The 12,475-nt window shown below is 54.7% G+C and carries 9 protein-coding genes; 5 read left to right on the top strand and 4 right to left on the bottom strand.

Going from position 1 to position 12,475, the window contains the following annotated elements; genetic code table 11:
* Positions 1–261 precede the first annotated feature (261 nt).
* Complete coding sequence (locus tag J3353_RS11010) at positions 262–3,345, bottom strand: glycoside hydrolase family 2 TIM barrel-domain containing protein (RefSeq protein WP_156060739.1); 3,084 nt, start codon at positions 3,343–3,345, stop codon at positions 262–264.
* Between the two features lie 114 nt (positions 3,346–3,459).
* Positions 3,460–4,830, bottom strand: coding sequence for an MFS transporter (locus J3353_RS11005; RefSeq protein WP_156060741.1), 1,371 nt, complete (start codon positions 4,828–4,830; stop codon positions 3,460–3,462).
* Between the two features lie 249 nt (positions 4,831–5,079).
* Between J3353_RS11005 and J3353_RS11000 the strand changes: the two genes are divergently transcribed.
* Positions 5,080–5,955: an AraC family transcriptional regulator gene (locus J3353_RS11000; protein WP_156060743.1), complete on the top strand. Its 876-nt coding sequence runs from the start codon at positions 5,080–5,082 to the stop codon at positions 5,953–5,955.
* 5 nt (positions 5,956–5,960) lie between these two features.
* Here J3353_RS11000 and J3353_RS10995 read toward each other — a convergent pair whose 3' ends face one another.
* Both J3353_RS10995 and J3353_RS10990 read right to left on the bottom strand, forming a co-directional pair.
* Positions 5,961–6,707, bottom strand: coding sequence for an N-acetyltransferase (locus J3353_RS10995; RefSeq protein WP_156058326.1), 747 nt, complete (start codon positions 6,705–6,707; stop codon positions 5,961–5,963).
* A 92-nt stretch (positions 6,708–6,799) separates the two neighbouring features.
* Positions 6,800–7,429, bottom strand: a complete 630-nt coding sequence (locus J3353_RS10990) for a TetR/AcrR family transcriptional regulator (RefSeq protein ID WP_156058325.1) — start codon at positions 7,427–7,429, stop codon at positions 6,800–6,802.
* A 255-nt stretch (positions 7,430–7,684) separates the two neighbouring features.
* Here J3353_RS10990 and J3353_RS10985 point away from each other — a divergent pair, with 255 nt between their 5' ends.
* From J3353_RS10985 to rpoD, 4 genes are all read left to right on the top strand, one after another.
* Complete coding sequence (locus J3353_RS10985; RefSeq protein WP_156065492.1) at positions 7,685–8,305, top strand: YigZ family protein; 621 nt, start codon at positions 7,685–7,687, stop codon at positions 8,303–8,305.
* Between the two features lie 209 nt (positions 8,306–8,514).
* Positions 8,515–9,513, top strand: coding sequence for a deoxyguanosinetriphosphate triphosphohydrolase (locus J3353_RS10980; protein WP_207684850.1), 999 nt, complete (start codon positions 8,515–8,517; stop codon positions 9,511–9,513).
* Between the two features lie 21 nt (positions 9,514–9,534).
* A complete protein-coding gene (dnaG, locus tag J3353_RS10975; RefSeq protein WP_005930570.1) occupies positions 9,535–11,310 on the top strand; it encodes a DNA primase in 1,776 nt (591 codons plus the stop codon).
* A 41-nt stretch (positions 11,311–11,351) separates the two neighbouring features.
* On the top strand, positions 11,352–12,431 hold the full coding sequence (gene rpoD, locus J3353_RS10970) for an RNA polymerase sigma factor RpoD (RefSeq protein WP_304999672.1): 1,080 nt from the start codon (positions 11,352–11,354) through the stop codon (positions 12,429–12,431).
* The last annotated feature ends 44 nt before the right edge of the window (positions 12,432–12,475 follow it).

Genomic DNA, 12,475 nt, shown 5'->3' with positions numbered 1-12,475 from the left:
GATTTTTTTATATCCTAAAAATTTGTATACTTCAATACGTTAAAGAAAGTTTGGAGAACCATTCAAAGAAATGCTCTGAACAAAAACTGAATACGGTTATTTTGACATAGCAACGCTGCTTATATAGAGCAAAGCACTGCTTATAAATAGTGGCGTCAGGAATTGAGATTTTGGAATGCCAAAAAAGACACCCTCACTTTTGATAGAAATCTCATGCAGGGATGTCCTTATCTCAACGCGAAGGTGTCTTAATAACGAGGGTCAGATGCCACGGAACGTAAAGGTGAACTCCACAGGCTTGGTCACATCAGGAATATACTCCGGGTGGACATTGGCACCCCAGCTGTCATCGCCGCCAACGCCCATCTGCTCACCCATGGCACGAATCACCGTGTAATGGACCGGGGGCAGTTCGTAGGGATGCTTGGCACTCTCCATTTCATGGGGAGTGTAGGGCAGCGCAGAGAAGAACATGGGCTTTGCGGCATCTGCGGTAAACAGCAGCCCGCGACCCTTGCGGTCCACTACCTTTGCCCAGCGCACAGCGGTCTTTGCACCGCACTCCTGCGGCACAAGGTACTGTGCCATGTTGTCTGCGACCTTGTTCTGGTAAATGCCCAGCTTTGCACCATGCTGACGATCCCAGTAGGTCTCCGCAGGGCCGTTTCCGTACCACTCCACCGTGTCGTAGTCAGCGTCGATCTTGAACAGTACGCCGAACTCCGGCATTGCTGCAAGTCCTTCCACCGGGTCATAGTGCAGGGTGGTCTGGATGCGGCCATCACCGAACACACGGTACTGCAGGCTGCACTCTGCTGCGGGGGTGGTCTGGAGGTTATAGAGATAGGTCACGACCACGCTGTCGGCTTCCACCTCGCAGGTGGGGTTCTGGAGGATGGTGCCGCCATGAACAGACGGAATCTCCTTGCCGATGCCCTTGGCGGTAGCGTACAGGCTTGCCAGCTTCCACTGACCGCGAACGCCGCCCATGTTGTTGCCGCAGTCGTTGTCGGTGGGAGCGCGCCAGAAGTTGGGCCGGGGGATCTCCTGAATCATCTCCTTGCCGGCATAGCGGTAGGAAGTCAGACCGCCGTTCAGATCGGAGAACAAAACATCGAAATTCTCACCCCGGACACCGATGTTGTGTGTACCGTGCGTAACGGTAAACGGCGTGACCTTCTTGCTGGGAATGGAACGAACCACAGCGATCACACCCTGTCCAAAGGCGACTTCATGGCCCTTCTTTGCCCAGCTGGTGTCCTCCTTCAAACGGAAGCTGATGGTCACTGCATATTCACCGGGGAGCGCAGGAACCATAAACGGCAGCGGGAAGCTGGAACGCTCTTCGGGAGCAACATCAATATGGGTCAGTTTCTGCTGCTGATACAGCTTTCCATCACGATGCAGCAGAGCAACGCAGTCGAAAGCATCCGTAGAGGTGAACAGGTTCTTATTCCAGACTTCAAAGCCAGAATTGTCGATGGAAACGGCGATGTTCTGATAGCAGAACTTGACCTCCTGCATCTTGGGAGAAGGAGCACGATCACCACCGTAGGCAATGCCGTTTCCGCTGAAATTATAGTCGGTAGGACGCTCGCCGAAGTCGCCGCCGTAGGCTTGAAACCACCTGCCGTAGCGGTCTTTTTTCCAGATAGACTGGTCGATGTAATCCCAGATAAAGCCGCCCTGATAGCCGCAGTCCTTCTGGTCGGCAAGTTCCGTGTACTTGTGCAAAGCACCGTTGGAGTTGCCCATAGCATGAGAGTATTCGCACTCGATATAAGGCCGCTTATCGCCCTGTGCCAGATACTCTTTAATGTCCTTCACAGTGCTGTACATATGGCTCTCGATATCGGTGGTTTCGAGGAAGCGGGGATCATTGACCACACCTTCGTAATGCACCAGACGGGTGTCATCAAAGCGGCGGACCATCTCTGCCATCTGAAGCAGGGTCTCACCGCCAAACGATTCGTTGCCCAGAGACCAAATCAGAACAGCAGGATGATTTTTGTCACGCTGGTAAGTGGAATTTATGCGGTCAAACAAGACAGCTTTCCACTCCGGCTTATCATTGGGCAAAACGCCCTCGATGCCGCGAATGCCCGCCTGATGGATGTCCCATGTGCCATGGGATTCCAGATTGTTCTCTGCGATCAGATACAGACCATACTCGTCGCACAGGTCGTACAGTGCATCCTGATTCTGGTAATGGCTGGTGCGGATGGCATTGATGTTGTTCTGCTTCATGGTGATGATATCCCGAAGCAGTTCCTCATGGGTGTGTACGCCCACAGCACGACCCGTAATGGAGCTGAACTCATGACGGTTGGCACCCTTGAACACGATGCGCTTGCCGTTGAGCAGCATCCGATTGTTCTTCAGCTCGAACTTGCGGAAACCGACTTTCTGCCCAGTCACCTCTACCAGATGGCCTGCATCGTCCAGCAGCTCGATTTCCAGTTCATACAGAGCCGGGTCCTCTGCACTCCACAGGTGGGGGTTCTCCACCGCATGGCTGAACAGCGCAGAACCGCCGTTCAGCGGGATTTTCTCGGAGAACACTTCCAGTTCACTGCGGCGCAGGGTCAGACGGGCTGCGCCCTTACCCTCCACCTGCAATGCAACTTCCAGCGTGGAATGAGTAAAATCATCCCCGGCAAACAGCGTTTTGACGGATATATCTTCCAGATGCACGGTGGGGATGGCGTACAGCCACACGCTGCGGAAGATGCCGGAGAAGCGGAAGAAGTCCTGATCTTCGCACCAGCTGGAGGAAGTCCACTTGAACACCTGCACGGCAAGTTTGTTCACGCCCGGCTGGAGATAGGGAGTCAGATCGAATGCGTGTGCGGAGAAGCTGTCCTCGGTGTAACCCACATAAGACCCGTTCAGCCAAAGAGCCATGCCGCTTTCCACACCCTCGAACTCGATGTGGACGGGCTTGCCCTGCATGGATTCCGGCAGCTCGAAGTATTTTACATAGCTTGCCACCGGATTGAACCGCTGCGGAATCTCGCCCGGCTGTACTTCTTCACGGCCATCCCACGGATACTGAACATTCGCGTACTGGGGAATGTCGTAGCCCTCCATCTGGATGTGTGCCGGAACATGAATGTCATCCCAGCCGCTGCAATCGTAATCTGTCTTTTCAAAGCCGGGGATGGCACTGGTGTAGTTCTTTGCGTAGGCGAATTTCCAGATACCGTCCAGCTTCAGCGCAAGCGAAGATTCTCCTGCCAGATATTCTTCGCGGGAAGCGTAAGTACGGAAACTTGCATGAGCATTCAGCACGTTTTCCTTGAAAAAGGTGGGATCTTTTACTTTTGCAAAATCAAATGCAGCCATAGTATTTCCTCATTTACCTTTTATAATTTTATAATATTTCTCCAGCCTCCCCGGAGGAATCGTTGGATTCCTCCGGGGAACAGCAGATGAAGGAGAAATGATAATGGCTTGTTATCAGACTGCTGCACGCAGTTTTTCATTTGCTTCTTCGACCTTCATACGAGAGAGAATGAAGGTGATGATGGCATCCAGAGCAAACGGAATCACCAGATACATGATCTTCAGCATCGAGATGCAGGATTCGGGCTGGACAGCCAGCGCACTATCGAAATGGCTTGCTGCCAGCAGCCAGCCGGTGATGGCAGTACCCAGACCGCCGCCCAGCTTCACACCGAGAGAAGTGCAGGAGTACATCGTGCCATCCACGCGCTTATGTTTCGTCAGCCAAGTATATTCAGAGCAAGCAGCAATCGCAGCGTTCATATCGCCCTGCCAAGGACCCTGACCAAGAGCTGCGATTGCAGTAAAGAGCAGCATCAAGGTCACATTGCCGCTGCCCATGTAACCAGCTACAGCAACCAGTGCACGAGAAATCGTTGCCAGAGTATAGCTCATTACATTCAGCTTATACATTCCATTCCACTTTGCAACCAAGGTCGGGGTGAACACCAGTGCGATGATCAGAGGAATGTTGATTGCCCAAGAGAATACACCGAACAGATTCTGGTTGCCAAGGATGTAGGTTGCATAGTAGGTGCCCATGCTGATCATGGCACCGTAGATCTGCTGCAAAATGTAGGTGACGCAAATCATCATATAATATTTGTTGCCAGCAAGCAGCTTTGCAGCCTGAACCAGATTGTACTTTTCGTCCTGCTCGATTTCCTTTTTGTCGGTGGTATCCACCAATTCGCCTTCTGGCAGTTCCTTCACGGAGAAAACGGAGAGGGTGTTGACAAGCAGACCGATGATGGCGTAGATGATTGCAACAGTGCGCCAACCGGCAGCACCACCGCCCAATGCCGTAACAGCACCCAGCGTGATGGACTGGATGAGCAGGCTGGTGGCAAAGGCGAACATGAAACGCCAAGAACCCATCTCGACCTGTTCGGCACTGTTCTTCGTGACGAGAGCAGTCAGTGCAGAGTAAGCAATGTTGTTGGCAGTGTAGAATACAGCGTTCAGCAGAGTATATGCGATCAGGAACCATGCGTACTGTGCAAACTGTCCCAGATTGGTCGGGATGGCGAAAATTGCCACCAGCGTAATGGCACAGCCAATGTAGCCGTACAGCATCCAAGGACGGGCTTTGCCCATCTTAGAATGCGTTTTGTCAATCAAAGAACCAAAGAAAATGTCCGTCACACCGTCCAGCAGTTTGGAAACTGCAATCAGAGTGCCGACAATACCGGGGTTCAGGCCAACGGTGTTGGTCAGATAGATCATGACGAAGGAGGACAGGAATGCATACACCACGTTGCCTGCAATATCGCCTGAACCATAGCCGACTTTATTATACCACTTTAGATAACGTTTCCCAGTCATTGTGCTTTCTCCCATCTTGCTTGTTTTGTGTGGGCGCGACCAATCTGCTGCGCACTTCAGACTGGAATTCTCATTACGCAAGTTGCCCAAATCTCTTGCGTTTCGTCTGAAAATATTATAGAATCTAATGGAACGGAAAGATATAGACAAGATGGAACAAAATATGCACAAAATCAAAGAGTTTGTGATTTTTTGATAGAACATTTCCCAAATCACTGTAAAATCTCTGAAGATGAGGAGGACGCAGGGATGTATTTCAACTCAGGATATTTGAACAACTCCCGTTTGGATTTCAAAGACTACTCAAAGCCGCTGGTCGTAGGCAGTTGTGGCACTTATCGCTTGAAAAAACGCCCGAAGCTGCCTACTTTTTGGGCAAAGGGTCGCAGAGACTATCAAATCCTCTATGTGGCATCTGGTAAAGCACACTTCTGGTTCGATGGTGTTGAGGAAGTGGTGACTTCTGGACACATGGTGCTTTATCAGCCGAAAGAAATCCAGAAGTATGTCTACTATGTAGAAGATCATCCAGAGGTGTTCTGGATTCACTTTACAGGATATGATGTCAAAAACATCCTGAACTATCACGGAATACCCTTGGACAAGCACGTTTTTTACAGCGGCACACTGCCGGATTACAAAATGCTGTTCCGAAAGATCATCCGGGAACTGCAACAATGTGAATATGGCTATGAAGACTATATTGCTTCTCTCTTCAACATCATTCTGTTTTTAGTAAGCAGGCAACAGCAGGAAAGCGAGAAAACAACTACAAGCATCCCCGAAGAAATCGAAGCCGCCGTTGCCTACTTTAACGAGAATTATAATACAAAGGTCAGTGTGGACGATTACGCGGAATCGCTGCATATCAGTACGAACTGGTTTATCCGTAATTTTAAGCAGTACATGAAAATAAGCCCTGCACAATACATCCTGTCCCTTCGGATGGTAAATGCACAAAGCTTATTGGAAAACACCGAATACAATATTGGAGAAATTGCAGAGATCGTAGGGTATGATAACCCACTCTATTTTAGCCGGGTATTCAAGAAAGAGTATGGTGTCAGTCCGGCACAGTACCGAAAGAATCTGGAAGAATCTACTGAAAATGAGAAAGATTCCTGAATTGTTCAATCCGCTGCGCCTGCCAATTTCAAAAATTTCTTGTCCGACTGGATGCTCTGGGTCACAAACTTCCCATCCCGGAACAATGCATATGTTGTGACCGGTGCGGGTACATTTTGTGCCGTCTCTTTCTCTGTGATGTGGATGGTTTTGAACGGGATTCCATGTTCCTTTGCAGCCTCCTGCACCTTTGGCACCCAATAATAGGTGTAAGGGCACTGGTCGGTATAGTAAAGGACAAAACCGTCCTCCTCCACCTTGGGATGTTTGGCGCAGACCTTGAATTTTGGCGGCTGGGCACTCTCTGCAAGGGGCAGGTACATGAGGTTGATGCCACAATCGGAGATGTCCGAAACCTTGAAGCCCTTATGGGTCAAAAACTTGGGGTCAGCGAGAAACTCCCGTTTGCGCCCCTCTGCACACAGAATGCAAACACCGTTTTTGCCCTGCGCCTTGGCATCCCGAAGGCATTCTTCCAGCAGTTCGCTGGAATAGCCGTGCCCCTTCATGGAGCCGGAGACCCACAGGCAGTTGATATAAAGCCAGCCTGCCGCATCAATGGGCACCCATGCGTTTTCTGCCGGGATGTACTCGATAAAGCATTTGCCGCGCTCTGCACTGCGGTAAAAAACAAGCCCCTCCTCAAAGCGCTGCTTGAGCCATTCCTTCTTGGCAAGGCTCTGTTTGCCGGACATGGCACAACAGATATGTTCCTTGTCGATGTTTTCTCTGGTAACTCTGATATAATCCATCTTGCAATCCCTCCTAAGTTGCAAAAAAGCCGCTGTGCCGCAGAGCGCTTCTCCGACACAGCGGCCTTTTTGTTTGTGGCTGCGACTTACCGCTATTTTTCACCTCCCACAATGTTAAAGGTACGGAAGAACAGCTTTACATGGGCATCCAGTTTTGCAAGGCTTTCAGCTTCCCGTTCCGGCTGGCGGTCGCAGATGCTCAGCAGGACGATGATAGGGGAGACATACATCCATGCCAGCGTATCCGGGTCTTCGTTTCGCAGTTCGCCGTTGGCAACCAGCGCACGGAAGATGCCTGCATGGTAGGAGATCATCCAATCTACATAGCGTTTGGAAAGCAGTTCGGCAAATTTGGGGGAACGGAACTGCTCCAGCGTCATCATCCGGCGGAACTGGCTGATGGTTTTATCGTGCAGCGAATAAAGGAAGATCTGTCGGACTTTTTCAACCAGCAGCTCCTCTGAGATGTGGGAGAAAACCGGGATATCCTTTTGGGAATCCTGTACATGGACCGAGATCTCAGCGGTGTCTTTCTGGTAGTGCGCCGAAGTTGTTTCCAAAATCGCATCGAAAATCGCCTGCTTGCTGGGGAAGTGGTTATACAGCGAGGGAGCCTTGATGCCGACCGCTTTTGCAATTTCACCCACGCTGACCGCATCGTATCCTTTGGTCGAAAACAGTTCCAGAGATTTTTCCAGAATGCGCTGCTTGGTATCTTCCATTTTTCTTTGCCCTTCGCTAACTAATATTCGTTAGTTCTACTATAATCAAAAATGTTTCCGCTGTCAAGAGGTTTTTCTGCATCATCGCCTACGATAAAGTAAAGATTTCAGGCTGTCAATAGAAAGTTTTGTATGATGCAGAATTCTGACAATAAGATGTACATGTTACTCTTAAGCCTTGCGGCTGCAGGCTTTTTCTTTGCCGGGATTTATGCTATACTTATTAAATCAAATCAATGGGCAGGAGGAACCAGCGTGGAGGATTACCGCACCATCCGGGGCACGGCCACCGGCGAATATGAGGAAAAGAAGAGCCGCTTTATTGCGCAGCTCTCCTTTGCGGACAGCGAGGAAAAGGCGGTGGCCTTTTTGGAGCAGGTGCGGGCAGCCAACCGCACGGCCCGGCACAATGTCTATGCCTACCGCCTGCGGGAGGGCAACCGGGAGCGCTACTCCGATGACGGTGAACCGGCCAAGACGGCGGGAACTCCGGCACTGGAAGTGCTGCAGCACAGCGGATTGACTGACCTCATCGTGGTCGTTACCCGGTACTTTGGCGGCGTGCTGCTGGGCACCGGCGGCCTGGTGCGGGCCTATACCACCGCCACCGCCCGCGCGTTGGAAGCTGCCGAAGTGGTCACGGTACGCAGTGTGGTGGAGCTGGAAGTGACGGTGGACTACTCGCTCTACGAGCGGGCGGCGCTGCTCATCCAGGCGGCGGGGGCAAAGCTTGCAGACCCTCAGTTCACCGACCGTGTCACACTGCGCTGGCAGATGCCTGAGGGTACGGAGCCGCCCTTGCTGGAGCAGCTCCGGGAGCTGACCCGGGGCGCTGCACAGGTGAGCGTATCGCAGCCGTTCTACGCTCCATTCTGACCTGAAAGCTGACTGCCAGCCGTTATGACACAGACTTCCCTGCGGGGAAGGCTGGCGAGCGGCAGCAAGATCGAGAAATTTTATTCGTTCCAAGACAAAAACTTTCCCCCTTCGACAGGGCGGGTGTGCTATACTTGCCGCAGACGCGGCATGGGAATCGGCTGCGCCGTGCGAGAGGAGGGGGAGAAAACAGAAAGTGAGGGTTCCTGATGGATGTACGACAGCGCACCGAAGAGATCGAGCGGCTGACCTTGTCCCCCTGGGCAACATTCAGCGATGCCAGCCGGGGCCGGGTGAGGCCCGAAGAGCAGGACCCTATCCGTCCGGTGTTCCAGCGGGACCGGGACCGGATCATCCACTGCAAGGCGTTCCGGCGGCTCAAGCAGAAAACGCAGGTATTTCTCTCACCGGAGGGCGACCTCTACCGCACCCGGCTCACCCACACACTGGAGGTGGCGCAGATCGCCCGCACCATTGCCCGCGCCCTGCGTCTCAACGAGGATCTGACCGAGGCCATCAGCCTGGCCCATGACCTGGGGCACACGCCCTTTGGCCACGCAGGGGAGAGCGCACTGGACAAGCTCTGCCCGGAGGGATTCCGGCATTATATGCAGAGCCTGCGAGTGGTGGACAAGCTGGAAAAGGACGGCAGGGGCCTGAACCTGACTTGGGAGGTGCGCAACGGCATCGTGACCCATACCAAGGGCACCTGGGCGGCCGCCCCGGAGGGACGCATCGTCCGCATGGCGGATCAGATCGCTTTTGTGAACCACGATATCGAGGATGCCGTGCGTGCCGGTGTGCTGGACCCGGCCACCCTGCCCAGAGAATGCACCGCCGTGCTGGGTGAGACGAAGTCTCAGCGCATCACCACCATGATCAACAGCATCCTGCGCAGCAGCGAGGGGGATGTGCAGGTGGGCGCAGAGGAGAACGAAGCCTTCCTGGCCCTCAAGGATTTCATGTACCGCACCGTCTATGTGGATCGCAGCGCCAAAAAGGAAGAACAGAAGGTGGAAAAGGTGCTCACCGAGCTGTACGAGTATTACCTGACCCACATCGAACAGATGTCCAACTTCTACCTGCAGCTGGCCTATCAGGAAGGACGCGACCGCGCAGTGACGGACTATATCAGCGGCATGAGCGATGAATTTGCCATCCGTACCTTTGAGGATGTCTTTGTACCCCGCAAGTGGCATGTGTTATAAAAGGAGCATCGGAATACCAAAATGATTCCACACGAATATATTGAGGAACTGACCCGCCGCACCGATATCGTGGATGTGGTGGGCAACTATGTCCAGCTCAAGCGGAAGGGGCGGCTGTATGGCGGCCTGTGCCCCTTCCACAGCGAAAAGACCCCCTCGTTCTACGTCTACCCGGACACCCAGAGCTTTTACTGCTTTGGCTGCGGTGTGGGCGGCGATGTCATCCACTTCGTCCGCCGCATCAACAGCATCGACTACACCGAGGCGGTCAAGATGCTGGCTGCCCGCGCGGGAATGCCGGAACCGCAGGAGGACGACAAGACGGGCCGCCTGCGCAGCCGCATCCTTTCCATGAACAAGGAAGCCGCGCGGTACTTCCACGCCTGCCTGAATTCCACGGTCGAGGAAGCCCGGCAGGCCCGGGCCTACTGGCGGCGGCGCGGTCTGGACGACAAGACCATCGTCCGGTTCGGGCTGGGCTATGCACCGGATGACGGGCAGGGACTGTACCAGTATCTGCGCGATAAGGGGTACAACCAGCAGGAGCTGGATGCCAGCGGCCTGTTCAAGCGCAGCCAGTCAGGCCGGATCTACTGCCTGTTCTGGAAGCGGGTGATGACCCCCATCTTTGACCTGCGTGGCAACATCATTGCCTTTGGCGGGCGTGTGCTGGACGATTCCAAACCCAAGTACGTCAACAGCCCCGAGACACTGGTCTATCACAAGTCAGATACCGTGTTCGCTCTGCAGATCGCCAAGAAGAGTGCTTCCCGGCGGTTCGTTCTCTGCGAGGGTTACATGGACGTTATTTCCATGCATCAGGCGGGGATCGACACAGCAGTCTGCGCCTGCGGCACGGCCCTGACTCCGGATCAGGTAAAGCTCATCAGCCAGTACGCGGAGGAAGTCATCCTGAGCTACGACTCGGATGAGGCCGGTCAGAAGGCCACCCTGCGCTCGCTGGAACTGTTCCGCAACAGTCCGGTCAAGGTGGGCGTGCTGCAGATCCCGGGTGCAAAAGATCCGGATGAGTACATCAAAAAGTATGGCTCCGAGCGGTTCAAGGCACTGCTGGACGGCGTGGGCAACGCGCTGGACTTCCGGCTGGGGCGACTCAAGAACAAATACGACCTTAAGCAGGATGCCCAGCGGCTGGAATATGTCAAGGAAGCCGTGAATATGCTGGCGGAGCGCTCCAACCCCACCGAGCAGGAGGTCTACGCCGGGCGGCTGGCTGAGGAGACGAACATCTCCAAGAACGCCATTATGACCCAGCTTGCCGATGCGGTAAAGCGCTCCAACAGTAAGCGCCGGTGGGCGCAGAATCAGGCACGGCTGCAGTCTGGTGAGATGCACCAGATCAGCGTGCCTTACAGTGCGGGCGGCTCTCAGGCGCTGGGAGTTGCCTCGGCAGAACAGCGGCTGCTGGCCGCCATGCTCCGGGAGCCCAGCTATATCCCGCAGGTGCGGGCCCAGCTCAGCCCGGAAAAGTTCGTTCTGCCCCAGCAGAAGGAGCTGTACGAAGCGTTTCTGCAGTGCCAGGAGCAGGGAATCGAAATCAGCCTTTCCACCCTGCGCCCCTTTGTGAGCGAAGAGGCGCTGAATGAGCTGAGCCGCCTTGCGGCACAATACAGCGATGTGAACTGTACGCCGGACGATATCCGGCTCTATCTGGACCGCATTGCCCGGGGCACCCCCGTGGCAGGCAAGGCGGCCGAAATGTCCAATGATGATTTGATACGGTATCTCCAGTCGATGCGAGAAAAGAAGCAGGGCACAGACCCTGCGGACGACTGACCGTTCCTCTCCTCCGGCTGGAGCTGGAAGGAGAAAGAATCATGCGGAAATTGTCGCAGACGGAAGAACTGGTAAAGATCCTGGCAGGCCGGGCCCGCCGCCATACCCTGACACCCGATCAGATCAGCCGGGCCATGGATGAGCAGGAATACGATGTATCCGGGCTGGATGCGCTGTATGCGGCGCTGGAAGCCCGGGGCATCCGTGTAACCGAAGAAGAAGCGGACATGCCCATGCTGGATGAAACACAGATCGGGGAACTGGAGCACGAGCTCTCAGCCGAGGGCGTAGCGCTGGATGACCCGGTGAAGGCATATCTGAAGGAGATCGGCCGGGTGCCGCTGCTGACAATGGAACAGGAGCTGGAGCTTGCCCGGGCCGCGCAGGCCGGGGATGCGGATGCCCGGCGGAAACTGAGCGAAGCCAACCTGCGGCTGGTGGTCTCGGTGGCCAAGCGCTATGCCGGGCGGGGGCTGCCCTTCCTTGACCTCATTCAGGAAGGGAACCTCGGCCTGATGAAGGCGGCGGAGAAGTTTGAACCTGACCGGGGGTTCCGGTTCTCGACCTACGCGACATGGTGGATCCGACAGTCCATCACCCGGGCCATTGCCGATCAGGGGCGGGTCATCCGCATCCCGGTGCATCTGGTGGAGAGCATCAACCGGGTGAAAAAGACGACAGGGGAGCTTCTGCGCAAAAACGGCAGGGAACCCACAGCCGAAGAAATCGCCGTCCGGCTGGACATGGAGCCTGACCGGGTGCGGGAGCTGCTGCAGCTGGCGCAGGACCCCATCAGCCTGGAAACACCGGTGGGCGAGGAAGAGGATGCCCACCTGGAGGATTTTATTCAGGATGAGGAAGCAGGCGTTCCGGTGGACGAGGCCGGGCGGGAACTGCTGCGGCGGGAGCTGGCAAACGTCCTCAAGAGCCTGACACCCCGGGAGGAGCGGGTGCTGACCCTGCGCTTCGGGCTGGAGGACGGGCAGGCCCGCACCCTGGAAGAGCTGGGAAAGGAATTCAACGTGACCCGGGAACGCATCCGGCAGATCGAGGCCAAGGCTCTGCGCAAGCTGCGCCATCCCAGCCGCGCAAAGCGCCTGCGGGATTATCTGGAAGAATGAGCACATAAGGGCACCGCAGGCAGCTGCGGTGCTTTTTGCATGGG

It is taken from the genome of Faecalibacterium sp. Marseille-Q4137 (assembly GCF_017377535.1).
GTDB classification, from domain to species: domain Bacteria; phylum Bacillota; class Clostridia; order Oscillospirales; family Ruminococcaceae; genus Faecalibacterium; species Faecalibacterium duncaniae.
The sequence above is the reverse complement of the archived record's forward strand: the minus strand, read 5'-3'. Positions and strand labels throughout refer to the sequence as shown.